We start from the raw sequence: 26,999 nt of genomic DNA on the forward strand, positions 1-26,999 counted from the left end.
ATATTGTTACGGACTTCAAATCGCCTTGCAACCAAGCAGTCGTTGAAGTTAGAAGTGCCTGCGAGAGCTAGTGGTGGGCGGCCAAAAAATGAAATTATTTATTGCGATTCCGTCGCACGCACCGGCTCAAGTCGACTTGCTCGAACAGCCTGAACGAACTCCGCTCCAAAGAAAAGCACGCTCACCGCGTAGTAGGCCCACAGCATAACCGCCATAAACGTACCGAGCAGGCCATAGGCACTGGTGTAGTGCCCAGCAATGACAAAGTGCGAAAGAGCCTGCCGCCCCGCCTCCCAGGCAACCGCTGCGAATAGGCCACCCGCTAGAGCATCCGTCCAACGGACAAAAACTTTTGGGATCAGTCGATAAATAAGCGTAAACGCCAAGACATTCAACAGGGCTGTAGAACCCAGTTCAACTAGCCACATTGCCTGCTCACTGTAGGGAATCCAATCGCCAGTAACTCGTTTGACCGTAGATAGCGCTGCACCAGAGAGAAACACGACGATTACGAGTGCCCCTAGGGCTAGTAGCATCAAGAATGCCGCAAGTCGATTCTTCAATGACAGCACCACCGAGTGCCACAGCCCACGATCGCTTTTTGGCTCAATACTCCAGATTCGATCAAACGCATGATCAAACTGCGAGAACATCGCGAGCCCAGCAATAAATAGAGAAACCAACCCAATCGGTCCACTGAGAGGTGCCTTATCGCGAACCTCTGCGAAAACACTTTGAACTTGCCTCGCCAACTGCGGCGAGAGTTGCTCAGAGACCGCCTGCATGACCTTTGCCTCTGCGTCACGTCCAACATCTGTGCCACCGAAGAAAAATCCAAGCCCGGACACCAGTAGTACCATCACTGGTATCAATGAAAGCGCCACCCAATACGCGACGCCTGCGGCCAGCAGCGGGCCGCCATCTTTCGACCAACGCTCGTAAGCCTCTATCAGCAGCGTGATGATTCTCGGCATAGTGTCAAGACCTTGTCTGTCATGCAGAACCTGCAATAGTAATACCGAGCACCGCACCTATTCTAACAGATAAAAGGCTATGAAATTATGGCACAATTCACAAACAAGTGTTTCGTTATTACCGGAGGCTCAGGCGGCATTGGCAAAGCCACCGCTAAACGCATCACCGAAGAAGGGGGACGCGTGCTCGTGACCGGTACAAATCAAGATAAACTCGACACGGCAGTCAAGGAAATCGAAGGCCTAATCGCCTTGAAAAACGATGCGGGCGATCCGGCTGCCGCTGAAGAGCTTGCTGCTGCTGCGAAAGAACACTTTGGCCAACTCGACGGCGTATTTCTGAATGCAGGTTACGGTATGTTCGTACCCCATACCGAGGTCACTGCCGAGCAGTTTGATCAGCAATATGGCGTCAATGTTCGCGGACCCATCTTGCATGCTAAAGTGCTCTCTCCTTTGGTCAAAGAAGGCGGTGCCCTGTTGCTGAATACCTCAGTGGCTCAAGACCTCGGCATGGAAGGGGGCGTGCTATACAACTCCACCAAAGGTGCCATGCGTACTATCACGCGAGTGCTGGCTCGAGAGCTCGCTCCGCGCAAAATCCGTGTCAATGCTGTCAGCCCTGGGCCGATAGGCAGCGACTTCTTTGATCGCACGGGAATGGACGACCAACAGCAGGAACAAATGACAGAGCAAATCAAATCTCAAGTGCCGCTCGGGCGCTTTGGCGAACCTGAAGAAATTGCTTCAGCCGCAGTATTCTTGCTCTCAACAGATGCTTCCTACATTACAGGAGCGGAACTGACTGTCGATGGCGGTATGAACCAGATGTAATTGGCAGCAACGCCTGTCAACTGATTATTAAAGGGGTCCGGTTCAGCCGTACTTGACCAATTCAAAGCGGAGGTCACCATGGCTGAGAGTTTCTCACAAGGCACCAAAGTCAAATGGAAGTGGGGCAATGGCTACGGCCACGCAAGAGTCGAGGAGAAGTTCACTGAGCGGATTACCTGCCAGATCAAAGGAACCAAAGTCACTCGCAACGCCACGCAAGAGAACCCAGCTTACTTGCTAGAGCAAGACGATGGTTCACTCGTGCTGAAATCTCACTCCGAATTGGAAGAAGCCTAAAGGCGTCGCCGTTTAGGACTCCCCAAGTTTCGCCGTCGTTATCACAAGTTGCTTCACGACGCCATCGACTTGCTTCACTGCCTTGTCGTCCTTAAGAGTTCCGCTTTCATCGAAGGCGTCGTTGGCCCCCGAAAGCGCAAACTGCTTGGGTACTACGTGAACTCCGATGTTACCTAAAATCGAACGCACGGTAACCAATCCACGTATTCCACCCAAACCGCCCGGCGATGCGCTTAGCAGGGCTGCCACTTTGCCTGCAAAGGCCGCCATGTGGGGCTCGCCTTCCCTTGGTCGTGAGAGCCAGTCGATGGTGTTCTTCAGCAAAGGTGTGATCGAGCTGTTGTACTCGGGGCAGGCGATCAAATATCCCTTGTGTTGCTTCATCAAGTCGAATAGCCGCGTCGCCGCCTCGGGTTGCCCCTCGCTTTCTTCCAAGTCACCGTGATACAGCGGCATTTCGAAGTCGCGCAAATCGATGAGTGTGACGTCTGCCCCCTGTTGCCGCGCTCGCTCAGCAGCAAACTTCACGAGCTGCTTGTTGCACGATTCGCGCCGCGCGCTACCGGCAAATGCTAGAATTTTAGTCACGATAGTATTCTCTGAAGTGAGGGTGTGATATCTCAAAGACGAATGCGTCGATGATTGCAGTGTGAGGCTGCTCGCGGTATAAGTCAATCCAGCTCAATGGACCATAAGCAGTGATTCAATTACAGCCAGTACCTCAGGGCTACCAGTACCCTGATAGGAAAGCAGAATAAGTAAATAGCATGAGTGCCGCGACCAAAGCGATGGATCAGGGAGGCTATCACTGCGCGATTACCGTCAAGGTAAAAGAGGGCAAGGTGGCTGAACTTGATGAAGCGCTCGTGCAATTCATCCGGCGCTCGCTCAACTTCCCCGGCACCACCGGCGTTCATTTGATTCGTCCTGTTCCCGGTAGTGGCGACCACGAGTATGGCATTCTTCGCTCATTCCAAAGCGAGGAGCATAGTCGTAAATTCTACGCCTCGGAATTATTTCAGCAGTACAAGGCCGAGACGGAACATCTTGTGGAAGGGGAAGCAGTGACGCGTCCCTTGCACGGATTAGAGGCATTTTTCCGAGGCGGCAACAACCCACCGCCACGATGGAAGATGGCGATCGTCACCTGGCTGGCAGTGTTCCCGGTCGTGGTGCTATGGTCCAGGCTAGCCGGGCCGTACTTGACGATGTTGCATCCCCTCGTTGTCACCGGAGTGGTGGTATCGCTGGTGGTGATTACGTTAGCATGGTTGGTAATGCCCTGGCTGACGAACCTCTTGAGTCCCTGGCTAAACAAGAATTAGTTCGCACAGAACCCCAACACCCACTAACTCGGAAATTACCATGCTCAGCAAGCTCCTGCATTCAAGAGAGCCCGCCACGTCCTTCGGGCTCCTTGTCCTTCGCGTCTCCTTTGGTTGCTTCATGCTCGTGCATGGCTGGCCGAAGCTCATGGGGTTTAGCCAGATGGCGGATAAATTCCCCGATCCCTTGGGCATGGGCAGTCAGTTAAGTCTCGTCGCAGCGGTTGGGGCGGAAGTCGGTTGCTCCATCTTGCTCATCCTTGGGCTAGGTACTCGACTCGCGGCGATTCCGCTCGCGTTCACAATGATCGTTGCCCTGTTCATGGTTCACGGCGCCGATCCTTGGCAGGTGAAGGAAAAAGCCGCTCTCTACTTAGCTGTTTACGTGGTGCTTGTGTTTACCGGGTCAGGGCGTTTTTCAGTTGATCATTGCCTGTGGGGCAATCGCGAAGAAGAAATCTCCTGAACCGGTAGGCGTTGACCTGAGCCGAAATGAGTCAGACCTCGGGTAGTTTTGCAGGAGAGTTTAGAGCAATCACCATGCGTTACCTCGTGAAAGCACTTGTGAAACCAGGTAAGGAGCAAGCCTTGCTGAAAGCGATTGATGACGGCAGTTTAGGGGCCGGCTCGGTCGCTGGCGGAGAGTATCTGCGCAACATGCGACAAGCACGCCTTAGCGAGGACTCCGCAGCCCGATGGGTGGAGGTCTGCTATTGCGCGGAGCCTCTCAATGAAGAACTACCTTACTGGGAGAAATTTTTCGATATCGTACAGATCAAGGATGCCCACGCGAGAGGAAACTGTCGCGACGATAACGGCACCGAACCTTGGGCGTGTGGCAATTGCGATTGCACTGAGAAACTCGAAGCGAGACTTGAGCAGCAGGGAGTGTCGTTTATTCAGGCCCTTCAGGAACAAGTAAGCAATAACTCAAATTCGTAGCTGACTCATCAACTACCTGGAGCAAAAGTGACATGAAGCTTCTTCGCTACGGCTCGCCCGGCAACAAAATGCCCGGCCTGCTCGACGACACAGGAACAATTCGCTCTCTCGCAAACGAGATAGAAGATCTAGCCGGCGAGGCATTGCATCCGGATTCGCTTGCTCGCTTAACAAAACTCGACACGAGCAAATTACCGGCAGTCGAAGGTCAACGCCTCGGCCCCTGTATCACCGGCACCGGCAAGATTGTTTGTATCGGTCTGAACTACAAGGACCATGCCGCCGAGAGCGGCTCCGTGGTGCCGCCCGAGCCAACTATTTTCATGAAGGCCACCAGTGCCATCAGCGGACCCAACGACGATGTAGTAATTCCGCGCGGCTCGGAGAAAACCGACTACGAGGTCGAACTAGCCTTCGTCATTGGCCAACACGCGAAGTATGTCACCGAAGCAGACGCTCTCGACTACGTTGCCGGCTATTGCGTGATGAACGACCTCTCCGAACGCGCTTTTCAGAAAGAACACTCGGGCCAATGGGTGAAAGGCAAGAGCTGCGACACGTTTGCACCGCTTGGCCCTTGGTTAGTCACGAAAGACGAAATACCCGATCCGCAAAACTTGAGCCTTTGGCTCGAAGTCGACGGCCAGCGTCGTCAAGACAGTTCCACTAAGCACATGATGTTTCCCGTCGCGTTTATTGTTAGCTATCTTAGCCGCTTCATGTCGCTCCACCCGGGCGACATTATTTCCACGGGTACACCCCCGGGAGTCGGCATGGGGATGGATCCGCCTGGGTATCTCCAGCCAGGGCAAATCGTTCGGCTTGGGGTGGAAGGCTTGGGCGAGCAGGAACATCAGGTCGTTGCGGAATGAAGTCCCTAAGGTGAAGCCAATCACAGTGACCTTGTCCAGCAATCTGTTATTCTGAGGACGACTGCTCCGCTGCGGTGCTACGCCTTAAGGAGGTTCCTCTTGTTACGCCCTTGGTTCTATGGTTTTGTTGCCCTCACCCTTGGGGTGCAAGTCCTCTTCGCGCTCTTCTGGCCGACCGGGCTGTGGTCACTGGTTGTCTTGGTTCCGGTGATCGGAGTTGGAATCTACGATGTGCTACAGCGCGATCATACGATCTTGCGAAATTTCCCGGTGCTCGGCCACGGACGCTATTTGATGGAGAAGATACGTCCGGAGATCCAGCAATACTTCATCGAAACAAACATTGCGCCCCATCCGATTGCTCGGGAACTTCGAGCAGTAGTTTACCAACGTGCCAAAGGCCAACTGGAGACCAAGCCCTTTGGCACGGAACACAATGTCTATAATACTGGCTACGAGTGGGCAGCTCATTCACTCGCCTGTACGGAGTGTCCCGACGATCGCACGCAGGAAGAGAAAGACGATGGTGTCCTCCTCGATGGCGAGCAGCCCCTCATCGCGATTGGTGGGCCAGACTGCAAGCGGCCTTACGAGTCGTCGCTGCTGAATATCTCTGCCATGTCGTTCGGCTCGCTTTCGCCCACGGCAATTCGTGCGCTCAACCGGGGTGCCAGTCTGGGGAAGTTTGCCCACAACACCGGCGAGGGTGGAATCAGCCCGTATCATCTTGAGGCTGGCGGCGATCTTATTTGGCAGATAGGTACCGGTTATTTTGGCTGTCGAGCCGACGATGGCGGTTTCGATAGCGGAAAGTACCGAGAAACCGTCGCGGCTGAAAGCGTAAAGATGGTCGAGCTCAAACTCTCGCAAGGTGCCAAGCCGGGCCATGGCGGTGTCCTGCCGGGTGAAAAAGTCTCGCCAGAGATCGCATCGATCCGCGGCGTACCCGTGGGTAAAACCGTTGTGTCGCCGCCGCGACATAGCGCATTCAAGACCCCGATCGAGATGTTGCACTTTGTGGCGACGCTACGCGAATTGGCCGACGGCCGCCCGGTTGGTTTCAAGCTCTGCATGGGAAAGCGATCTGAGTTCCTAGCCGTGTGCAAAGCCATGCTGGAGACACAGATCATGCCCGACTTCATTACCGTTGATGGGGGCGAAGGAGGCACCGGCGCCGCACCCATCGAATTTTCTAACAGCGTGGGCATGCCCGCTCAAGATGGCTGGCTGTTCGCCCACAATGCGCTCGTCGGCAGCGGCCTACGCGATAAGATCACCCTAATCGGCAGCGGGAAAATTCTCACGGGCTTCGATATGGTCCGCGCCTTTGCGTTAGGCATCGACGCCTGCAACAGCGCCCGAGGAATGATGTTTGCGCTCGGCTGCATTCAAGCGCTGCGCTGCGACAGCGGACATTGTCCGACGGGAATAGCTACCCAGCAGGCGGGGCTCTTCCGCGGCTTAGACCCAACCGACAAGGGAGAACGGGTCCGCCGCTTTCATGCGCGCACCATCGAGAGTTTACGCGAAATGCTTCACGCAATGGGAGCAAGAACTACGCGCGATGTAACTCCAGAGATGCTCTTCCGGCGTATCGACAGGACCAATGTCTGTTCCCTGGCAGACCTCTATGAATTCCTGGAGGAGGGGCAACTCCACGGAAACGAAGTTCCCCAACCCTGGCAGAAAGACTGGGAGCGCGCCTCCGCCCAGACGTTTGCGTAATGCGAGTTTTACTCGTCTACTTTGGCTGCCGCAGGCCCGATCACCGGCTGGCACCAGGCCTGCTCGAAATCGCCAATTTCAGACGGGTTCGAATGAAGCTTGCTGGAAGTCACCCGCGCACGCACGTAGATCTCATCCCCGTGGAATTCGTACTCCGCGCTCGTTCCTTCAATACTGGCTAACGTTTCCCCCACCTCGTCACTGTATTTGTGGGTTGCGTGAATTTCTTTACCTTCCGCATCAACAACCGGTTTGCTCGCCGCATCGTAGCCCATGCGCGTACCGATGAAGTCAATTGTATAGTTCTCGCCCTCAACAGCATCAACTTCGACGGCAAAAGTCTTTTCCGTGGTTTCGACACGTTGAAGAGTCACGCCCGACGACGCATAGAACCTCCCTGCCTCAAGCGATTCAATGAGCGTCTCTGCTGTGAGCTCTTCCGATAGCACCATGACCCAGCCTCGCCCCGGTTCACTCCGACGACTCGGCACGTGGTGATACTCGTGGCCATCGTCGGTCGCCAAGCCGTACATCAGGGGCAGTTTCAACTGATCAAGCCGCAATGTCAGCACGATGTCCCATAGTCGTTCCACATTCGCGTGCTGTTTGTCGCCTGAGTTATTCACTCCCGGGTGGCCGTTATACACTTCAAAAAACTGTTCACCCACAACGCGTGCCAAGTCTTCAGCTGTGACCGCGTAACCATAGTTCGGGTGATTCAGATGAATAATCATCGGCTGCCCGGTGGCCCGTCGTTGCTCGTATGCCGCTCGTACATTCGCCTGCATGGCTTCCAACACGCTACGACCGCCGGCCGGCTCGATCAGCTCGGCAACGTTGCTTACGTTCATATGAATTGGGAGCTTCTCAAAGTGATCGCTAATCTCTTCACCTTGAATCAACAGATACTCGCCCGGTTGGTTCAGACGCTTGCTCACATCAGCGAAGGTACTCAGACGTACTTGAAGCCTTTCAGGAGGCTTCTCGCTCTCGCCGGTTTGCTCTTCGGCTCTTGTCTCATTGGCGATGCGACGAGTCTTCGTTTGCTCCGGAAAGCGTGCCTTCAACTTCTCAAACGCCACCATCCCACCCTTGCTCTTCTCGACATCAATCCAACGCTCACGATTGGCCAGCACGTTATGGTCTGAAAACACAAGAAAGTCGTACCCGCGCTCGCGATACCATAGCCCGATCATCTCCAGGTAGTCGTCCCCGTCGCTCCAATGCGAGTGGGTGTGCATATTGCCACGCCGCCATTGCAGATCGCCACGGGCTTCCAAAGTCTCAGCAACAGTTACCTCGGGGAAATAGCAAAGACCGAGAATCAAAAAGGCAAGTAGTCGTTGGCGATTGGGTGTATGAGCTACCATGTCATTTGGGTTTCCAAGCAAGAGAGAAAGTCGATGCACGAACAATCTCGCAATTGTACCCCAATTGGCGTTTGGAGACGATGAGTCGATTGAGGCAGGAGATTAGCACCTCGGGGTTATTCCTCTGGCCGACTGATTTGTCGCGTAGCTGAAATCTATTCGGCAGCTGGGGATGCTAGTGACCCAAGGACAAATTGTTTCGGCCATGTGCAACTGTGATTGCAATCGCCGATGTGCTCGATAAATTGTAATCAAGGGAATTGTGATTACCCGATTCGTTTTTTTTGTGATCGGAAGATTGAAGTGGCAGAAAACAAGTTTCAAGTCAACTTGCGGGGCATGATCGCCCTCTTGTCGGACCATCTCTACAGTACGCCACAGGTGTTCGTTCGCGAATTGCTTCAGAACGCGCATGATGCGATCACCGCCAGACAGACCCATGAGCGCAACCATCAAGGCGAAGTACGCATCGAAATAGCCTCGGGGCAAAAAGGAGGCCCCGCGACGCTCACAATTCAAGACAATGGCATCGGATTGAGCGAGAGCGAAGTTCGCGAGTTCCTGGCGACCATTGGCAATTCTTCCAAGCAGGGCGTCCTCGAAGCAGAAGACTACCTGGGACAATTTGGCATTGGGCTTCTCTCCGCATTTGTCGTCTCTGACGAAATCGCTGTCGTTACCAAGTCAGTTAACGAAAATGCCCCTGCTGTAGAGTGGCGTGGGCGGGCGGATGGCAGCTATACGCTACGCACTTTGGATATCGAACTTGAGCCGGGGACGCAAGTTTTCCTTCGTTCAAGGGAGGATGCCTCTGAGCTTTTTTCTCCAGAAAACTTTCTCGCAGCAGCTCGGCGTTTTGGAGCCCACTTGCCAACTCCGATTATTGTCACTTCCGGAAGCAGCCAGGAATTGATCAATGAGGAACCCCCTTGGGGCCTGCCATCTTCCCTTAACGCCCAAGAGCAGCGGGAACGGTGGTTGCAGTATGGCCGCGAAACGCTGGGCACGGACTTCCTCGACGTATTTCCCATCAGCAGCGAAGCGGGTGGAGTTGAAGGCGTTGCCTACCTCTCGCCAAGGGCCGCAAGCGCCCCTGCCAAGCAAGCTCATCGCGTCTACCTCAAAGGAATGTTAGTTTCGGAAAGTATCGACGAGTTACTTCCTTCTTGGGCGTTCTTCGTGCGGTGCGTCGTAAACACGACCAGCCTGAAGCCAACCGCTTCACGTGAATCATTCCTGGAGAATCAGCAACTCAGCGAAGCACGGGAAACGCTCGGCGAATGCATCAGAGGCTATCTTCTGCAACTGGCGAAGTACGAACGCGCCAAGCTTGACGCTATTCTTGCCATTCACCACCTGCCCATTAAAGCTCTGGCCGTTGATGACGATGACTTTTATCGAATTGTCATTGGTTGGCTCCCATTCGAGACTTCGCTCGGTCGGATGACACTCAACGAATGCTTGAGAACGGATCCGCTCATTCGATTCTCACCGACTTACGATCAATTCCGACAAATCTCTAGTGTGGCGGCGGCGCAGGGTTTTTGTGTCATCAATGCAGGCTTTACCTACGACTCTGAGCTGTTGGAAAAGCTGCCTGTTGCGTTCCCCGAGCGTCGCTGTGAACAGGTGGACATCGAACAACTCGTGGATGCCTTCGAGCCTCTTTCGCTGGAAGAACGAGATGGAACTCACGACCTTGCGAGATTGGCAGATCTCGTTCTGCAGCCCTACCGCTGCTCCGCTCAGGTTCAAAAGTTCAGTCCTACTGAACTACCCACGCTCTATACTGCCAACGATGCATCAACCTTCCTGCGTTCCATTGAACAAACACAAGAAGAAACCAACCAACTTTGGTCAAGCATCCTCGGCAACGTGGCTGAGAACGCCACTGCCTCAGCCTACGCACAGCTAACGCTCAACTACAACAACCCTCTCATCAAAAGACTTGCAGAAATTTCTGACAAAAATCTCGTCGGACGCGCGGTCGAAATGTTGTACATCCAGTCGCTGCTCCTTGGGCACTTCCCACTGGGCCCCAAGGAGTCGTCCTTATTGGGCCAGGGCGTGTTAGGTCTTATCGAGTATGCGCTGAAGGGCTCTCAGGAAAGTGAAGGTCGTGAGCATGAGTGAATCGGATGTTTACCAACTTCTAGATCATGCTGCTGATCTTCCTTACGGACCCGAGCGGGTAGCTCTCGTTGAGGAGGCTGTCCGACTTGCCGATCTCTCCGGCAGCGAGGATTTGAGCTACCAGGCCCATATTGAATTGGTGGACGCCGCCAATTGGTCTGGCCTTGGCGATCGATCCGTGGTCGCTTTTGCATGGTGCTTAGCCTACTACGACCGTAAAATGGCTAGCTCAGACGCGCACTTCGATTACGATACACTCCTCTGGAGATTCAAATGGGTGCTCCGGGCACTGCCGAATAACCCTGGAATTAGTCGTGCGCAAATAGTGCAGATGGAAGACCAACTAGAATCGAGGTTAATTGATGCAGGCTACAACGCGCACACCATCAATTACCTGCAGTGCCTTAATCGTCTTGATTTCGGAGACCATGAGGAGGCCGCAACCTACTACACCCAATGGCACTTGTTGCCGCGTGACGGACTTGCCGATTGTCACGCTTGCGAGCTCGACAATGAGGTCACTTACCACGCGACTTTGCAAAAAGACGCTGAGGCGGTTCGACTGGCAAAGTTATTGATTTCGGGCGAGCTTTCCGGATGCACGGAAGTGCCCCATCGTACTTATGCCACAATCATTCAGCCATTGATGCGTCTGCGTCGCAGTGATGAGCTCGAGCAAACGCATCGAGAAGGGATTCGCAAGATTTCTGGCCTGCCCGCTTTGGCCAGAGATGTAGCAGAGCATCTAATCTATTTGGTAAGCATCCGGAATCTCCCGCGTGCCATGCAGTTGATTGATCGATTCCTTACAAAACCGGCCATCTTAGCCAACTTCAACAGCCTATTCAAACTCCAGAACTCGGTGGCAATTACCTTGGAGGCCGTGGCCGACAACTCCAAACGCAAGCGAAAACTCAGACTCCCCAGCTTCCTGCCCTGCCACCGAGATGACCACACCTACGACACCACAGAACTTGCTGCGTGGTTCCGATCCAGTGCAAGTGAGCTCGCCAACCAGTTTGACACCCGTAATGGGAACAGCATGCATAAAGCGGCAATGACAGAAACTCGCGAGTTAGCTGGCATTGAGTAACCAAAAAACATAGGGCTGTCTAAGTCAGCCAGCGGCTGCTATCAAAAAGTAGTCTGGGAGGGACTCGAACGCGATACGAACGTGCCGAGCGAAACTGCGATTTCTGAGGAACGCGGCGCAAAATGCGGCGCGCCTGGCGCACAATCGGGTGTGGTGGATGCCGAGCTGGCCGAGCTAATCCAACGCTGGGCAGAGCTCCCTGAAGCCGTGAAGGCGGGTATCCTGGCGATGGTTCGGTCGGGGGAGTAAGGGGGGCGGGGGGATGCTAGGTTCTCCCCAAGGGTACTCCGTGGGGGCTACGCCAGTAGCGATCGAGAAATTTTTCCACGTATGCAATTTTTTAGAGGTCATCAACAAGGCAAGCGATTAGTCGGAACATGGCAGACCCCAAGAAACCGACCCGGCCCGATGCGTGGCTGACAAAGCAAGCGATGGCCGACGTGCTGGACATGACGGTTAACTACTTCGATCGTGAAGCGCGAGGGCACGCCTTAGAGCCGCATGTGAAGCGAGACGGCAAGCGGCTGTTGTTCTATGCTCGTGGCGTGCTGGATGCGTGGTGCGAGGCACGTGGGCGGCCTGAGTAAGTGGACATCGATACCGAGGGAATAGATCCTAGTTTGCTGCGGGGTCTGTAGCGGTGAGCTGTGCCGTTAGTTTGTGACCCAACGCCGGAGGGAATTGCAGCGGCTTGTGAGAAGATTCGAGCTGGCTAGGCGCCGAAAGAAGCTAGGCGACGGTCGGCCTAGGCTGTTGAGGAAGTGCGAGTTGAGATGCCGAGAGATAGGTGGGGTGCCGAATTGGAACGGCAGCGCGACGACTCGGATCGTCGAGTGTAAGAGCAGCAAGGGTGCTCTTTGACAACTTGAAATGGCCCCGGTGGGTAGAGCGACCGCCGGGGCGATTGACGTCGCCACGATGATCAATTCTCGCTGCGGGTTGTCTGGTAACTTTACTGACGCCATAATCCGACACCGTCTAGGGAACCATTGGTCCAATGCCACCGCCGATCGATTAGAGGTGGCCAGGGCAGGTTCCCTAAGAGGCGGCTACAACTTGCGTAACCCGACCGTTCACTTATAATAACGTGGTTTGGGGATGGGGCATGATTAGTCTCGATCCGGGAATCCAACTCCAGGAGATCCAATGCGAGTTTCTGCTTTTTTATTGCTTAGTAGCTTAGTCCTGTGGACTCTCGCGTTCATACCGTCCGCCAAGGCAGACTTGGTCACCGAATCAGTCCACGTTCTGCGGCTTGAATTGCAAGACTTGAGCGCCTCAGCCAATTTTGAACACAATTTCGGTGGCTACTATTCATCCAATGAATACGGCTGGTCCTCGCAGGAGCACGCGGAAGCGCAAGATTTTCATCCTTCGTCCGGAACTGAATACCGTGTTACAGCCGAGGTCGAGGTCGACGCCTCATCGTACGACCCCTCTTTCAATTACTGGGACCCGGCCGTGAGCACGGTCGAAGCATTTTCCTCTTCCCGTCTTACAGCCGAGTCGTCCTACAGCGATACCTTGCCCCCGGGCACATTGCCGCCATACGCCTTTGTGGCAGCATCCGTCTCATCGGTTTTCAGTCTCTCCGCTCAGCGCTACGACGCAGATTTTGATGCTGACGATCCTAATGGCGAGTTTGCCGAATCGTTGACGTTTCCAGGACTCTACAAAAACGAGGTTATCGACTTTCAGAAAGATGTAATTGCCTACTCTTTCGACCTCAGCGGTTTCGACGATCCCTTGGCCGAGTGGATGCTGACCATTTACGACACCGCGGCCGGCACAATTGTCCACGAAGTGACATCGGGTGAGGCGACGCCCACGGGTGACGGTGAGTTACCGGCGTTCGACGCGACGACGGGCCAATCAATTGATTACGAGATTGGCTTTTATCAGACTCTGTATCTAGATATTGGCGACGAGGGCTATCCGGGGCCTATCGACATTAAAAGCCTCGACGGCGCATTTTATGCGGAGATGGTCAGCGTCCCAGAAGCCAGTCAACTGTTGCATGCGGCAGCCTTGCTCGGAATGGCTGGAGTCGTGGTGCTGCGCCGCAATCTGTGTGGTCGTTCAACAGTCGATGCTAGTTAGCTCACCCCTCACACAACCCAACAGCCCGCCCCTCGTCCGGCTCACAGAACCGCCCACGCTTGGTGTTCTCGAAGTTCTTGCAATCCGAATTGTGTCGCGAGCCGGTCGAAGCGTTGAGCCAGTGGGGTAGCCCCTCAGGATTGCTGAACCGCTCCTCAGTGTCTTGTGCAAAGTCGCCATCGGCAGTTATCTCTTCCCGCCATACCTCCGCAAGACGGCAAGGAGCTTCCGAGGATTTTGAGGCGCTGCATAATGCGGTGCAACAACGCCCCATACCAAGTAGAAATAAGCCGCAAAGCAGAATTCACGTACCATGCGACAACACTGCAATTCCAGTGTTTGCAGCTGAGTGCGACTTATTGCAAGACTTCAGAGTAGTCCGGGAGGGACTCGAACCCCCGACCAAGGAATTATGAGTTCCCTGCTCTAACCAACTGAGCTACCGGACCAATGTTAGGCCATAGGAAATTAGGCTGGAGACTAGAGGGCCAGTTTGCTAACCCCATCCTAAAGCCTACAGCCTAAGCACCTAAAGCCTAATCTCCCAAGCCTATCCCACGTTGCGATAGTATTCAATGCTCAGGTCTAACCCTGTTTGGAAATCGATCTGTGGTTCGTAGCCAAGATCGCGCCTTGCGGCACTGATGTCGGCCATGCTTTCCATGACGTCGCCGGTGCGGGCCGGCTCGAAGATGGGTTCCAAACTCGTGCCGAGCGAGTTATTGATTGCCTGGATGAGATCCAGCAAATCCGTCTGGCGGCCGCAACCGACATTGAACACACCACCGGCGACGCCCGTAGCTTCGGCGGCTAGCAAGTTGGCGGCAACCACGTCGCCCACGTAGACAAAGTCGCGCGATTGGCGGCCCGTGCCGAATACGATGGGCTGCTCGCCGGAGATCATGCGAGTGACGAACTTCGGGATCACAGCCGAGTATTCTCCCTCGGGATCTTGGCGCGGGCCGAACACATTGAAGTAGCGCAGCGCGACGGTTTGCATGCCGTAGCTTTCGGCGAACGCTTTGAGAAACATTTCGCTGGCGACTTTGCCGGCGGCGTACGGAGAGAGCGGCGTCGCCGGGTCGCTTTCTCGCTTGGCAGCGGTCGATTGGTTACCGTAGCAAGCACTACTGGCGGCAAACACCACACGCTCGACACCCGCGCGACGTGCGGCGTCTAATACCATCACGGTGCCCGTCGCACACTGCTGAAAGGATCGCATCGGCTCGGCTACGCTCCGCGGTACCGAAGCGAGCGCTGCCTCATGGAACACGACATCCACACCACGCACCGCGCGATCGAGATCGTCTTCAGAGAGAATGTCCGCGTCGAACACTTCTACGGAATCAGCAATGTGGGCGAGGTTCGACTGCTGGCCCGTCGAGAAGTTGTCGAGCACGCGGACCCGATCACCGCGCTCCACCAGAGCGCTCGCAATGTGCGACCCAATGAAACCCGCGCCGCCGGTGACCAAGCTAGTTGACATGAGTAGTAGGAAGAGGGCAGGGTAGTATAGTAAATCAATCCGCTTGCGGCTTAGCCGCGCAAAGAGAACCTGGGTAGCTTCTATTAGCTACCAGCTTCAAGCGTACTAAACAGTCGCCGGAACTGACGGCCAGGCACAACTTCCGCACTACCGCGTCCGTCGTCCTCGAGAATCAACAGCTTATTCTTGTCCGTTGGCACTGTTTCGGTGGCCATCGCAGGTGCAACCTGAGTGCTCAATGCAGCTTCGACGAAACAGTATTCGTCCTCCTCGTCTGAGCTGGCAGTCAAAGTAGTGAATTCATCCTCAACTTCATCGAGTTCAGTAGGCTCGATGACTTCCAAAGTTTCGTCTTCGATCACCAACTCCGCGGCAGGTTCCTCTTGGATCTCCGGATCGATCTCCGCGTCTAATTCGTCGTCCGTTTCATTGAAGGTAAGCGTCGAGAGTACGGGCTTCGTCTCGATAGGCGCGTCGGTAGTCGTGGAATAGAAGTCGAGCTCTTGCGCGAAACCGAGATCCATAAAGTTCATGACGTCTGGCGCGAAAGCCAGCATGCCGGACTCGAAATTGGCGTACTGGTCGATTACGATTTCTTCTTCGTGGAAACCATCGCCGAAGACATCGCCAATCACATCGTCGCTTTCCTCCACCCCGTCTAAGTTGCGAATCACCGCCGGCTGTGGAGATGGAGTTAAGGCGGCTGGCATGTCGCTACTACCGAGCTCGCCGAGTTCTGCGAGCAGGCGCTCCGTCGCATCGATCGTAGCGTCGGTGGATATCTCCAACGACGGTTTGGTCGAAGTGAACGGAATCGAAGCAGGCAACGCTTCGTCCGTCGCCTCGGGGTGGTCCTCAATAGGCAGTTCACCACCAAACTCAAACACGTTTGAATCCGCCGAATCGCATTGATGGTCGTCGGAGCCGTCCAAGTCAGAACCGAGCGAGATCGTTTGATTAACTGGGCTAATGTCCTCGCTCAGTTCACCAACTTCAATCGAGGAAGCGTTCATTGAGGTAGTAGCGAGGGGAGCGTCCTGCACGTTCCAAGGCGCGGGCAGCTGTTGTATTTCCGCCCAGGCAGCTTGCACCATTTGGCCAGTAATAGGCAGTGTGCCCGTTTGCTCGGCCGAGAAGGCAAGCTGATCGCCCAGTTGATTGATCAAACGCGGAATACCATCGGTTGCGGCAAACAAGGCTTCGAGCGCATCTTGCGTAAAGAACTTGGCCGGATCGCCGTCCACAGCAGCAACCTGCGAGCGTACGTACTGAAAAGTTTCCTCGCGCCCGAATGGCGACAAGTAGCAACGCACCGAAAGTCGTTGGCTGAGCGCTTCCATTGCGCGCTCGGCGAGTTGCTCTTCCAGCGCCGGCCCACCGGCGAGTACCAAGTCAACCAGCGACACGCCGCCTTGCGCCACGTTGGTGAGGACACGCAGTTCTTCCAATAGACGCACTGGCAACGATTCCGCTTCGTCAACCAGTAACAAGAGACCAGCTCTTGAGTCCTGCGAGTCGGAGCCGACAGCTTGCGATTGCAAGTGCGATAGAATCGACAGTCTCAGTTCACCCTCAGTCAAATCTTTGAACGGCAATCCCAGTTGAAAGAGAATCATTTGCAACAACGCTCGTCGCGTGCAAAGCTGCGCACCTGCCAAGGTGATGACCGGTCGCTCCGTAGAGAACTGAGTGGCTAGTACTTCCAGGAGCATCGACTTGCCCAGGCCGGCTCCAGAAATGACTAGTGCTACACCTGAGCCTCGCTGCACGTTCTGCGTGATCCGCTGGCGAGATTCTTCGATGGTGCTAGCCGGAAAATAGCGGCGGGCGGAAGGAGCAGAGAGAAAGGGCCGAGCGCCTGCGGGGGCAGCAGCAACCATGTCATCAGTAGGGGGAGTCGTCATCGGGTCCTATTCCTGGGTAATCTTTCTTTACGCGGGCGGCCGGTTGTAGGCGGGTACCAAACACACACGCCTACGTGGTGTAGAATCGGCAAGACGGGTAAGCTGTCTTCATACCGATGCCTGAGTTTCGTGTGATGCCGAATGTGTGCGCATGTATACCATGCGGCAAGCCATCCTGGATTGGAAAAGAAATCAGTGGAGAAATCGCAGCCGTGTTTAAGATAAAAATCTGTGGAATCACCAATCCCGAAGATGCCGAGTCAGCCGTAAACGCAGGAGCTGACGCCATCGGGCTGAACTTTTACCATCGCAGTCCACGGGTAGTAAGTGTGGACCGGGCTATCGAGATCGTGCACGAAGGAAATCTCATTGCCCAGCGCGTCGGCGTGTTTGTGAATACTCCCGTGGATGAGATTCATCGAATTGCCAAAGCGGTCGGTCTCGCCTGGGTGCAACTCCACGGAGACGAACCGCCGGGATTTCTCAGCAAGATTGATCCCCAGTTCGACATCATCCGAGTGCGACGGCTCGACGCAGGCGACGACCCTACCAAAATTGGCGAGGACATCGCAGCTTGCCGCGCTGCTGGACGTGCGCCCGATGCGGTGCTCGTGGATGCCCGCTCGACCGACGAGTACGGCGGCACAGGTGATACGGTCGATTGGGCCGGACTGGGCGACCACAAGATTTGGCTGGGCGATATCCCACTCATCCTGGCCGGTGGCCTACGTCCCGACAATGTAGACGAGGCAATCCTCACGGTGCGCCCGGCAGCAGTGGATACCGCTAGCGGCGTAGAGAAAGCCCCTGGTCGGAAAGACAAACAGAAAATGCAGACATTTGTGGACACCGCCAAGGAAGCGTTTCGAGATGCAGCTCGCAGCGGGAGTTAGTCTGCCAGCTTTGGATCGGGGAACGTCACCGAGGGTATTCACGACAGATTTCGTGCGTATATAAGTAGTCTCGGAGGTTGATTTTCGGGCCGGTGTCGTAGTAGAATGCCCCGAATCGGCAGTGCAACGCTGCTTGAAGTATGCGAGGTCATCTGACCTCTAGGTCATACGACGTATGAGGTCATGAGGGCGAGCCCGCCTATCGAGCCTTCCCCCCTTGCCTTCCCTTATTGAATGGAGTGCCATCGTGGCCCAAGCAGAAACCGCCCGCCTTACTTACAAAGTCGTCGACGTTAGCGATCAAGAATTCGAGCAGCTCGCCGCATTCGGTCGCAAAGAGATCGACATCGCCGAAAACGAAATGCCAGGCCTGATGGCTTTGCGTGAGAAGTATGGCAAAGACAAACCGCTCAAGGGTGCCCGCGTCGCCGGTTGCCTGCACATGACGATCCAGACGGCTGTGCTGATCGAGACGCTCATCGAGCTGGGCGCCGAAGTCACCTGGAGCAGCTGCAACATTTTCAGCACCCAAGATCACGCCGCCTGCGCGATCGCCAAAGCGGGCATTCCCGTGTTCGCTTGGAAGGGTATGAGCGATGAAGAGTTCGATTGGTGTATCGAGCAAACGCTCACCGCGTTCCCCTCGGGCGAACCGCTGAACATGATTCTCGACGATGGCGGCGACCTGACTGCCATGGTGCACGACAAGTTCCCTGAACTGCTCGGCAACATCAAAGGTCTCAGCGAAGAGACCACTGCCGGCATCCATCGTCTGGATGTGCTTGCTAAAGAGGGTCGCTTAGCTGTGCCCGCGATCAACGTGAACGATAGTGCCACCAAGAGCAAGTTCGACAATCTCTATGGCTGTCGCGAATCACTGGCCGATGGCGTCAAGCGTGCGACTGACGTCATGCTCGCCGGTAAAGTGGCCGTTGTGTGTGGCTATGGCGATGTCGGTAAAGGTTGCGCCCACAGCTTGCAGCGTTACGGCTGCCGCGTGCTGGTCACAGAGATCGATCCGATCAACGCGCTGCAAGCCGCGATGGAAGGTTTCGAAGTGGTCACCATGGAAGACGCCTGCCAAGAAGGTCGCCTGTTTGTCACTACCACCGGCAATAAGGACATCATCCTCGGCGAGCACATGAAGCAGATGGCCAACGACGCCATCCTGTGCAACATCGGTCACTTCGATACGGAGATCGACATTGCTTGGCTTGAAAAGGAAGTCGCCGCCGGCCGTGCCGAACGCACCGAGATCAAGCCTTCCAACGTCGGTGCGGTTGATCGTTACAAGTTCAAGGAGTCTGGCAACAGCATCCTGATTCTCGCCAAGGGCCGCCTGGTGAATCTCGGCTGTGCCACAGGCCACCCGAGCTTCGTCATGAGTACATCGTTCACCAACCAAGTACTCGCCCAACTCGAGTTGTGGCGAGATTCTCAGGAAGATGGCACGGGTGACTACGAGAACCAAGTCTATTTGATGCCCAAGCGTCTCGACGAAGAGGTCGCCCGCCTGCATCTCGACAAGCTCGGTGTGAAGCTCACCAAGCTCACCCAAGAACAAGCCGACTACATTGGCGTGCCAGTCGAGGGTCCTTACAAGAGCGCACATTATCGCTATTGAGTTGGGTCCGCTCTGCGAACCAAGTTGTGCTGACTAAGCACTCGAACCAACGACCAACCCTCGGCGCAAGCCGAGGGTTGTTTCTTGCGCGATAATATAATTGGATGTGTTATGATGGTGGGCCCGCCCAAGTACTACCCAAGGAGATCGTCGCGATGAGACGCATTCTGCTCGCTATCACTTTCTTGCTGCTCGTCGCCCCGTTTTGCTCTGCAAGAGAAAAGAACTATGTCGAGAACCCGCCCGTCGCAGTACGTTGGTGGGGACAAGGTATGGTCTCCGTTGAGACTTGGCAGAACCTTTCGGTGGTCATCGATCCGTACAACGACAAGATCGGCTACGAGGTACCCGACCTCACCGCGGACTTGGTACTAGTGACCCATGAGCATTCCGACCACAACAACGTGGATGCTGTGAAGGGGGGGCCAAAGGTTGTTCACGGGTTAGACGAGCAGGGTGCGGCTGAGGAAAGCACAGGCATTCTTTCTCGCCAAATGAATGTGGAAGCCGCTGAGTGGCGACAATTTGAGACGGAAATCGTGAAGACGCTTCCTATCGCATCGACTGCCATCGTGTCGGTTCCGATCCCCGCCTGGCACGACGCCTCCCAAGGGACGGAGCGTGGCGCGGTAGCAATGTTCGTCATCAAGATTGATGGTGTCCGGATCGCTCACTTGAGCGACCTGGGCCAAACGCAATTGACTGACGCTCAACTAGAGTCGCTCGTCAATGTCGACGTGCTTATCATTCCGGTTGGTGGCGTCTACACGATCGATGGCAAGCAAGCCGCTGCGATCATCGAACAGGTCAAGCCGCGCTACGTGATTCCTGTCCACTACAAAACCGACGTACTGAAGATCCCTTTGGAGCCGATCGAGCCATTCCTCGAAGCGGTCGAGAAGAAGTACGAGATCCTTCGTCCCGTCGGAAACACCTTGGCTGTCACTGCCGCTGAACCCGATGCAGAGCTAGCCACCAAGATCGTCCTGCTCAACTATCTGCCCTGGCAGCCCAACGAAGAACTGGCCGGCTTGCTGAAGAAGATGGACGAGTCCTGCCAAGCTTCGCAGGATGTCTTCGCGAAACTTTCAATCGAGCAGATGAACTGGCGACCCCCCAACGGCACGCACACGCCACGCTGGAACCCCGAGCACATGATGGGGCGACAGCTGGGGTTCTTCTCTCAGATCTACGCGACGGTCAATCCTCGCCTCTCACACATCGATCTTAATCCTAAGCAAATGCCGAAGGACTACTTACCAGCTCATCCCGACTGGGACGGCGCGGAACAGGCCCGTCAGATGCAACGAGCCAATGCGTACGTACAGCGTTTCGTGTACCTGCTCGACGGGATCGACCTCGACGAAAAAGCACCCGGCAGCCGTTGGACGCTTCGCAAATTGCTGGAGCAAATGGACCGCCACTTCACCGAGCACACGACTAACGTGCAGAAGAAGTTCGAACTCGAAGGCTGGCCGGCGGAGTAGTGCCGACAGCTAGAGTCTGCCCAAAGCATTCTCCAAAACCCCTAGCCTCCGGCGCATGCTGGGGGTTCTTTTCTTGCGCAGTCTTCCCTTATGATGGCGTTGATAACGGCTCCTAGCCCCACGGCTCGCGCCGGGGGGCTAAGTGACATCGATTGCATTCCCCCTTCCTCCCTCGCCTTCCCCCTTTGAAATATGCCAAATATCTCAGCCTTCCGCGGTATCCGTTACGATCTTGGTCACGTCGGTTCCCTCTCTGATGTAATCGCCCCGCCCTACGATGTGATCGATCCTGAGCTCCAAGAGGAATTGTACAACAAGCACCCAAACAACTCCGTACGATTGATTCTCAATCGCGATGAGCCGGGCGACGACGACACGTCGAATCGCTACACGCGGGCCGCCAAGTTCCTCAAGAACTGGCTGAGCGAGAAGGTGCTGTTCACCGAAGCAGACCCGGCGATCTACGTCTATCACCAAGAGTTCGAAGAAGGCGGACAAACATTTACCCGTCGTGGCTTTATGTGTCGTACTCGATTAGAGCGTTTCGGCGAGGGCGATATTCATCCCCATGAAGAGACTCACGGCGGTGCGAAGGCCGACCGGTTGAAGCTGTGGAAGCATTGCAAGGCAAACCTCAGCCAGATTTTTGGACTCTACCCAGATCCTGAGAACGTCGCCCAGAACTTGCTCGAAGCGGCTATCGTGGGCGTGACTCCGTTGCAGGCGACCGACCACCTCGGCGTGAAGCACAGCTTGTGGCCCGTGACCGATGTTAGCGTCATTCAGGAAGTCACCGCCGCCATGGGGGGCCGACCAGTCTACATTGCCGACGGTCATCACCGCTACGAAACCGCCTGCAACTATCGCGATGAACTGGCGGCAGAAATGGGGGATAGTTTTGATAGTGAGCACCCCGCTAATTTCGTGTTGATGATGTGCGTCTCGATGAACGACCCTGGAATGCTGGTGCTTCCCACTCATCGTCTGTTCCGCGGTATCGGTGCCATGACGGCCAAGCAGCTGATCGAAAAGCTGGGCGACTCGTTCACCTGTTCACCCGCCGGCGAAGGCCCTGACGAGGCGATCGAGCTGTGGGACGAAATCGAAATCGAGGACGACCAGGCCACGCTTGCGCTCTACACCGCTGAAGATGAACGCTGGACGATTGTGCGGCTCACCAAGGCAGGTCGTGCGAAAATGGCTGAAGTGGCCGGCGACCAGTGCGAAGCTTGGCAGGGCTTGGGCGTAAGCATCCTGCACAAGCTAATCGTGGAAACGCTCCTCGGCGCCACCGACATCCCCGCTCCGAAGTACGTGCGAACTCTCGACGAGGTTCCCGTGGGCCTCAAAGAGGGCGACACCGCCGGGCGGGATCTCACCGGCCAAGAGGGCAGCGGCGCTCGCTTCGAGCTGGGTGCTCTCGTGATGCCCGCTACCTTGGAGCACATCCGCGCGATCAGCAACGCCGGTGAAAGGATGCCTGCCAAGAGTACGTTCTTCTATCCGAAGCTGCTCAGCGGTCTAGTCTTGAATCCGCTGGAGTAGCTCCAAGGGGGGAGGGCGGAAGGAGGAAGGCGGACCTCTCGGAAAGAATGTCCAATCTGGCAAGTCCCCTTTCCGCTCTCTTCCTTTCCCCTTGGCACGTTTCACGTGAAACGACCAAGCGAATTGCACCACCTGCGTGTTTCACGTGAAACACGTAAAATGAGTTGACTTGGTAAGATGTTTCACGTGGAACAAGTGGCTCCGACATACCCAACACATCCCCAAGCTGCACTCGCTCACGTTAGCCGTCGGCCTTGGCCGCCGTGAGGTTTCTATCTCTATAAGTTCTCCATAACTTCCAAGCTCCTGTGCTCGCTGCCAACCACACCCCACAAGTCAAAATCGCCCAGTAGGTTGGATTCGAGAATTGGAGAGCCGACAGGAACGCGAATAGCACGCTCAACTCCGCAGTGAGTATGAGCATCTGTTTCAGGCTGAAATGGGCCAAGCCCCCACTTGTAGGTAGCTGAATCGACAGTTTCCTTCTACGCAATTCCGCGCCCCAGGCTCCGCCGATCTGTCCCATAACAACGGCAATGCTCATTGCGACAAACGCTATCGGCTCTGGTCTTGCGTCGTAACTGATAGGCGGCATTGTGCAGATCAGCCCCGCGCAACCGCCTAGGACCGACGCCAACCACGGCTTCTCGTATTGGGCGGAAAGCAACTTGGCGGCTACGACCGCCACCATCATCAGGAGTCCTCCTACGACAAAAGCGTAAAGGCATCCAATGAAGAACCCGAAAAGGCAGCCGAGCAATATCGACCCAAACACGTTCACACCCTGGTTCATCTTGGGAGGACCATCGTGAATAAACACCAATGTCACGAAAGCGAGCGGATAAAGCCCGCCTGCCAATGCAATTCCCACGACGCCGGCCGGGAGCAGCCGATCTCTATCAGGCTTGCTAAAGAGTTCGCGTGCCTCTTGAGTGGGGCTGTGAGAGGACGCGCCGGCACTGATCGAAGGCTGTTCTATTTTTGGCAATTCCATAGGCGATACTTCCGTAACCCTATGATACCGCCTTCGTCCTCAGGGATTTCACATTTTCACGCTCGCCCCGAACTACCGACCACCGAGCCTCAATGAAAATAGTGCCCATCAGCCAGGCCCCGCTCACACATCCCACCAGTAGCTGTTCTTCGTTGAGCTCCAAGCGAGAAAGCCCCGCACAGCCAACGGCCGCCAGCGTCGTGAGCATGAGCATCTGACGCAGACGAAAGTGGTGCTTCCGGGGCTGGCAATTCGGATTGAGAATGCGTTGCGTTTTCTGGCTACTCGCCCGGCGCACTGCCCACACTCCGCCCAGTTGGCCCAGCAAAACGGCTACGCCGCAGGCGGCGTAGAACTCGCTTGGATGGCGTGACATCTCCTTGGTCATGATGCTAATTGCCAGCAGACCAGTCCCCCCGCCAACGAGCGAGCCAATCGCAAACCGCGTTCCCTGCAAGCCGGTGAAGTAAAGCAATGCTCCTACGCCAGCCATAGCCGGGAGCGCCAAGAATGAGGTGATCAGGAATCCGCCAATAGCCGCGCAAAATGCAGCACCCAGAATTCCGTAGTCCTGTCCCTGTAGGACAGCCAGCCCAGCCATGAAGATCGGATACGCGGTCCCCGCGAGCACCGTACCGAACCATGCTGCCAGCAAGTTCTCCCCGCGGTGATCTTCCTTAAAACTCGCCAACAGGCTACGCACAAGCGGATCATCGGAATTCTCAACCGTTGCTTCAACCGCTAGCATCTTCGCCGCCATTCTTCCGGCTTGATCGAGAACTTCCAGTTCCACGGTTTTGCGCTCGCGATTCTTCCGACGGCACCAGGAGAACATCGCCAGGCTGATCACCAAAACCACAACCAGCGACACATGCGTCCTCGCCGCCAACGCCGCGGCTAGAGCAACGCATGTCGTGAGCATGAACATCCAGCGCAGCGAATACTGCGGAGGCATCTTCCGCGGGTGCGCACGGCGATACTCTGCTAGCACTTCGCGCTCAGAATCAGTAAGTGGATGGGAAATACTCATATGGCTCTAACGGATAGAATCAAAGATGCGAATCGCTACCTAAAGATAGCTCGCTAGCACCAGAATCACGGTCAGAATGGCGTTCCGGGTATTCGTCGCGACTCGTACAATCCGAGCCCAGAGTTGCAGGCCTGCTAGCAACTGCGTACCGCGCGGCGAGCAAGCTCGTCGGCTAACGATACCGCTTTCCATTGGTTACTTGGCTCTAGTTTCATCCCCCTAGTCTCTCGACCCTAGACTCTCGGCTCTCAAAATGTCCCGCGTCATCTGCATTGCGAATCAAAAAGGGGGCGTCGGCAAGACGACCACTGCGCTGAACATCGCTTGCGGCTTAGCTGTCGCTGGACAAAAAACACTGCTGGCGGATCTCGACCCCCAGTGCAACGCCACTACAGGACTCGGGCACGAGCCAGACGAACGCCACGCCCTGATCGACACGAAACCTCTTCGAGAATCGTTTCGCGACACCTACTTAGAGAATCTCTCGCTACTGCCCGGCGCGCGAAGTTTCGAGGATGTCGATGCACTAGCGAATTCGTCGGACACCCGCTCACGCATGCTAGCAGCCCATCTGGCGGGCAGCTTGGGCTCTTTCGACACGGTGCTCATTGATTGCCCACCTTCGCTAGGTCCGCTCACCCGCACCGCGCTTTCGAGTGCTAGCGAAGTGTTGATGCCGATTCAGTGCGAGTATTTCGCCATGGAGGGATTAACCCAGATGATCGGCATAATCAGACAAACGATGGACAGGCCTGAAAGCCGATTAGAGTTTGGAGGGATCTTGCTCACTATGTACGACACGGCATTGGAATTGACCGCCGAGGTCGATCGTGAAGTGCGAGAGTTCTTCGGCGAAATCGTTTTTCATACCGTGATACCACGAGACGTCGCCGTCAGCGAAGCGCCCAGTCACGGGCGCAGCGTGATGGATTATGCACCCCGTTCACGAGGTGCTCGAGCGTACGTCGAACTTTGCCAGGAGGTGCTGGAACGTGTCTAACCAACGACGACTAGGACGAGGATTGGAAGCCCTGTTGGGACGCACTTTTGATGCGCCAGAAACGCCTAGTGACGGCGGCAAAGAAATCGATACTGGGCAAGCTACCAGCGAGCCAAGAACTGCTGCTGATTCGAGCGAACAGTATAGTAGTATCGAATCACAAGCGGATCAGCCACCAGAGACCCGTTCAGCAGAAATTCAAACTTCTGCACCGGAAGGTGCAGGTCCCGATCTCACGCGCAGCGACGATGGCCAACAATGGCTGGAAGTCGGCTCGGTGAATCGCAACCCGTATCAGCCGCGTACGACTTTTGACGAAGCGGAAATCGCCGACTTGTGCGACAGCATTCGCACGCACGGATTCCTAGCACCGGTAGTCGTCCGACCCGCCGAGGGCGGTTATCAGCTCATCGCCGGCGAGCGCCGATTGCGTGCTGCCCAAATGGCCGGTTGGGAACGCGTCCCCGTGCAAGTTCGCCATGTGGACGATCGCCAGATGGCCGAGCTGGCCATCGTGGAAAATATCCAACGGAAGGATCTTAACGCGATCGAAAAAGGCGCGTCCTTCCAGCAGTACCTCAGCAAGTACCACTGCACCCAAGATGAACTGGCCGCCCGAGTGAACGTCGATCGCTCCACGGTCGCCAACTTGATTCGCCTCTTGGAGTTGCCCCAGAAGGTGAAGAGCCTCATTGAGAAAGGCGACATCTCCGCTGGCCACGGTCGTGCTTTATTACCACTGGGAGATGAAGCGGAGCAAACCAAGTTTGCCCGCCGGATCGCCAGCGAGTCGCTCTCTGTGAGAGCCACCGAGCAAGCGGTCAGCGAATTCGTCCGCGGTTCCGATGGCGATTTGCTCTCGGTCGTTGGTGCCGATGGAAAAACAAAGACCACCAAGCTCCAGCCGGGTGCCCAGCAAAAGGCCCTGGAAGAAGAGTTCAAGCTGGCGCTCGGCACCAAGGTGGATATCAAGCAGAACGCCAAGGGCAAAGGGAAGATCACGATCAACTTTGCCAGTGCGGAGGAATTCGATCGCCTGCGAACCTTGCTGACAGGTGCAGAGTCGTTTCAGGGTGAAGTGGCATAGTTCTGGCAGCAGTCGGCTATAAGCCGCAAGCGGCACAGTGTATTTTGTACATGCGTATACTGACTACTTGTTCCCAGCCAGGCATGCGACTATTATCTTGTATTCAGAGTAGGGTCCGCTGTGCGGGCCAAATCTTTGTTGATCGTAAAAGGTCCGTCCAGCGGACCCTACTATGATCGGGGCGTAGCTCAGCTTGGCTAGAGCGCCGCGTTTGGGACGCGGAGGTCGCACGTTCGAATCGTGTCGCCCCGACTGATGTAACTGCCACGTCTGTATGGACTTAC

At 55.6% G+C, this 26,999-nt stretch carries 25 protein-coding genes and 2 tRNA genes; 19 read left to right on the plus strand and 8 right to left on the minus strand.

The features are described from left to right. Nucleotides 1-98: 98 nt before the first annotated feature. Nucleotides 99-974, minus strand: a complete 876-nt coding sequence (locus tag HG15A2_RS05710; RefSeq protein ID WP_145058691.1) for a YihY/virulence factor BrkB family protein — start codon at nucleotides 972-974, stop codon at nucleotides 99-101. Nucleotides 975-1,061: 87 nt separating this feature from the next. Here HG15A2_RS05710 and HG15A2_RS05715 point away from each other — a divergent pair, with 87 nt between their 5' ends. Then, the gene (locus tag HG15A2_RS05715) at nucleotides 1,062-1,808 is read left to right on the plus strand and encodes an SDR family oxidoreductase (protein ID WP_145058693.1); all 747 of its coding nucleotides are present in this window, start codon (nucleotides 1,062-1,064) and stop codon (nucleotides 1,806-1,808) included. Between the two features lie 78 nt (nucleotides 1,809-1,886). After that, entirely contained in the window at nucleotides 1,887-2,105 is a 219-nt protein-coding gene (locus tag HG15A2_RS05720; protein WP_145058695.1) for a hypervirulence associated TUDOR domain-containing protein, read from the plus strand. Between the two features lie 12 nt (nucleotides 2,106-2,117). On the opposite strand, the gene HG15A2_RS05725 is transcribed toward HG15A2_RS05720, so the two are convergent. Continuing rightward, complete coding sequence (locus HG15A2_RS05725) at nucleotides 2,118-2,693, minus strand: NADPH-dependent FMN reductase (RefSeq protein WP_246117893.1); 576 nt, start codon at nucleotides 2,691-2,693, stop codon at nucleotides 2,118-2,120. A gap of 179 nt (nucleotides 2,694-2,872) precedes the next feature. Here HG15A2_RS05725 and HG15A2_RS05730 point away from each other — a divergent pair, with 179 nt between their 5' ends. The 5 genes from HG15A2_RS05730 (at nucleotide 2,873) to HG15A2_RS05750 (ending at nucleotide 6,969) form a co-directional block, all read left to right on the plus strand. Further along, nucleotides 2,873-3,430 (plus strand): antibiotic biosynthesis monooxygenase, encoded by a 558-nt coding sequence (locus tag HG15A2_RS05730; RefSeq protein WP_145058697.1) that lies wholly within the window; start codon nucleotides 2,873-2,875, stop codon nucleotides 3,428-3,430. Between the two features lie 40 nt (nucleotides 3,431-3,470). Next, entirely contained in the window at nucleotides 3,471-3,896 is a 426-nt protein-coding gene (locus tag HG15A2_RS05735; protein ID WP_145058699.1) for a DoxX family protein, read from the plus strand. 74 nt (nucleotides 3,897-3,970) lie between these two features. After that, entirely contained in the window at nucleotides 3,971-4,372 is a 402-nt protein-coding gene (locus HG15A2_RS05740) for a hypothetical protein (protein ID WP_145058701.1), read from the plus strand. Nucleotides 4,373-4,404: 32 nt separating this feature from the next. Further along, complete coding sequence (locus HG15A2_RS05745; protein WP_145058703.1) at nucleotides 4,405-5,244, plus strand: fumarylacetoacetate hydrolase family protein; 840 nt, start codon at nucleotides 4,405-4,407, stop codon at nucleotides 5,242-5,244. Between the two features lie 99 nt (nucleotides 5,245-5,343). Then, nucleotides 5,344-6,969, plus strand: a complete 1,626-nt coding sequence (locus HG15A2_RS05750) for an FMN-binding glutamate synthase family protein (RefSeq protein WP_145058705.1) — start codon at nucleotides 5,344-5,346, stop codon at nucleotides 6,967-6,969. A gap of 8 nt (nucleotides 6,970-6,977) precedes the next feature. On the opposite strand, the gene HG15A2_RS05755 is transcribed toward HG15A2_RS05750, so the two are convergent. After that, nucleotides 6,978-8,339 (minus strand): CehA/McbA family metallohydrolase domain-containing protein, encoded by a 1,362-nt coding sequence (locus tag HG15A2_RS05755; protein ID WP_145058707.1) that lies wholly within the window; start codon nucleotides 8,337-8,339, stop codon nucleotides 6,978-6,980. 303 nt (nucleotides 8,340-8,642) lie between these two features. Here HG15A2_RS05755 and HG15A2_RS05760 point away from each other — a divergent pair, with 303 nt between their 5' ends. The 5 genes from HG15A2_RS05760 (at nucleotide 8,643) to HG15A2_RS05775 (ending at nucleotide 13,665) form a co-directional block, all read left to right on the plus strand. Then, the gene (locus HG15A2_RS05760; protein ID WP_218932345.1) at nucleotides 8,643-10,472 is read left to right on the plus strand and encodes an HSP90 family protein; all 1,830 of its coding nucleotides are present in this window, start codon (nucleotides 8,643-8,645) and stop codon (nucleotides 10,470-10,472) included. After that, entirely contained in the window at nucleotides 10,465-11,565 is a 1,101-nt protein-coding gene (locus tag HG15A2_RS05765; protein ID WP_145058711.1) for a hypothetical protein, read from the plus strand. The genes HG15A2_RS05760 and HG15A2_RS05765 overlap by 8 nt, the downstream gene beginning before the upstream one ends. 81 nt (nucleotides 11,566-11,646) lie before the next feature. Then, a complete protein-coding gene (locus HG15A2_RS23805; protein ID WP_218932346.1) occupies nucleotides 11,647-11,814 on the plus strand; it encodes a hypothetical protein in 168 nt (55 codons plus the stop codon). Between the two features lie 128 nt (nucleotides 11,815-11,942). Further along, nucleotides 11,943-12,152, plus strand: a complete 210-nt coding sequence (locus HG15A2_RS05770) for a hypothetical protein (RefSeq protein WP_145058713.1) — start codon at nucleotides 11,943-11,945, stop codon at nucleotides 12,150-12,152. A 559-nt stretch (nucleotides 12,153-12,711) separates the two neighbouring features. Further along, the gene (locus HG15A2_RS05775) at nucleotides 12,712-13,665 is read left to right on the plus strand and encodes a hypothetical protein (protein WP_145058715.1); all 954 of its coding nucleotides are present in this window, start codon (nucleotides 12,712-12,714) and stop codon (nucleotides 13,663-13,665) included. Between the two features lie 375 nt (nucleotides 13,666-14,040). On the opposite strand, the gene HG15A2_RS05780 is transcribed toward HG15A2_RS05775, so the two are convergent. The 3 genes from HG15A2_RS05780 to HG15A2_RS05790 all read right to left on the minus strand — a co-directional run bounded on the left by HG15A2_RS05780 (nucleotide 14,041) and on the right by HG15A2_RS05790 (nucleotide 17,055). Continuing rightward, nucleotides 14,041-14,114: transfer RNA gene (locus HG15A2_RS05780), tRNA-Ile, on the minus strand. Nucleotides 14,115-14,215: 101 nt separating this feature from the next. Continuing rightward, on the minus strand, nucleotides 14,216-15,151 hold the full coding sequence (locus tag HG15A2_RS05785) for an SDR family oxidoreductase (protein ID WP_145058717.1): 936 nt from the start codon (nucleotides 15,149-15,151) through the stop codon (nucleotides 14,216-14,218). 83 nt (nucleotides 15,152-15,234) lie between these two features. Next, the gene (locus HG15A2_RS05790) at nucleotides 15,235-17,055 is read right to left on the minus strand and encodes an ExeA family protein (RefSeq protein WP_145058719.1); all 1,821 of its coding nucleotides are present in this window, start codon (nucleotides 17,053-17,055) and stop codon (nucleotides 15,235-15,237) included. Nucleotides 17,056-17,267: 212 nt separating this feature from the next. Here HG15A2_RS05790 and HG15A2_RS05795 point away from each other — a divergent pair, with 212 nt between their 5' ends. The 4 genes from HG15A2_RS05795 (at nucleotide 17,268) to HG15A2_RS05810 (ending at nucleotide 22,604) form a co-directional block, all read left to right on the plus strand. Next, entirely contained in the window at nucleotides 17,268-17,948 is a 681-nt protein-coding gene (locus HG15A2_RS05795) for a phosphoribosylanthranilate isomerase (protein ID WP_145058721.1), read from the plus strand. 247 nt (nucleotides 17,949-18,195) lie between these two features. After that, entirely contained in the window at nucleotides 18,196-19,572 is a 1,377-nt protein-coding gene (gene ahcY, locus HG15A2_RS05800; RefSeq protein ID WP_145058723.1) for an adenosylhomocysteinase, read from the plus strand. A 155-nt stretch (nucleotides 19,573-19,727) separates the two neighbouring features. Then, nucleotides 19,728-21,059: an MBL fold metallo-hydrolase gene (locus HG15A2_RS05805; RefSeq protein WP_218932347.1), complete on the plus strand. Its 1,332-nt coding sequence runs from the start codon at nucleotides 19,728-19,730 to the stop codon at nucleotides 21,057-21,059. Nucleotides 21,060-21,251: 192 nt separating this feature from the next. Then, nucleotides 21,252-22,604, plus strand: coding sequence for a DUF1015 domain-containing protein (locus HG15A2_RS05810; protein WP_145058728.1), 1,353 nt, complete (start codon nucleotides 21,252-21,254; stop codon nucleotides 22,602-22,604). 241 nt (nucleotides 22,605-22,845) lie between these two features. Here the strand turns inward: HG15A2_RS05810 and HG15A2_RS05815 are convergent, their stop codons facing one another. Beyond that, nucleotides 22,846-23,598: a hypothetical protein gene (locus tag HG15A2_RS05815; protein WP_145058730.1), complete on the minus strand. Its 753-nt coding sequence runs from the start codon at nucleotides 23,596-23,598 to the stop codon at nucleotides 22,846-22,848. A gap of 19 nt (nucleotides 23,599-23,617) precedes the next feature. After that, nucleotides 23,618-24,628 carry a hypothetical protein gene (locus HG15A2_RS05820; protein WP_145058731.1) on the minus strand — a complete coding sequence of 337 codons (1,011 nt, stop codon included), beginning with the start codon at nucleotides 24,626-24,628 and terminating at the stop codon, nucleotides 23,618-23,620. 253 nt (nucleotides 24,629-24,881) lie between these two features. On the opposite strand from HG15A2_RS05820, the gene HG15A2_RS05825 reads away from it, so the two are divergent. From HG15A2_RS05825 to HG15A2_RS05835, 3 genes are all read left to right on the plus strand, one after another. Beyond that, nucleotides 24,882-25,628: a ParA family protein gene (locus HG15A2_RS05825; RefSeq protein ID WP_145058733.1), complete on the plus strand. Its 747-nt coding sequence runs from the start codon at nucleotides 24,882-24,884 to the stop codon at nucleotides 25,626-25,628. Continuing rightward, a complete protein-coding gene (locus HG15A2_RS05830) occupies nucleotides 25,621-26,715 on the plus strand; it encodes a ParB/RepB/Spo0J family partition protein (RefSeq protein ID WP_218932348.1) in 1,095 nt (364 codons plus the stop codon). Before HG15A2_RS05825 ends, HG15A2_RS05830 begins: the two co-directional genes overlap by 8 nt. A 177-nt stretch (nucleotides 26,716-26,892) precedes the next feature. Then, a tRNA-Pro gene (locus HG15A2_RS05835) sits at nucleotides 26,893-26,967 on the plus strand. Nucleotides 26,968-26,999 lie beyond the last annotated feature (32 nt).

Source organism: Adhaeretor mobilis, assembly GCF_007741515.1.
Classification (GTDB): Bacteria; Planctomycetota; Planctomycetia; order Pirellulales; family Lacipirellulaceae; genus Adhaeretor; species Adhaeretor mobilis.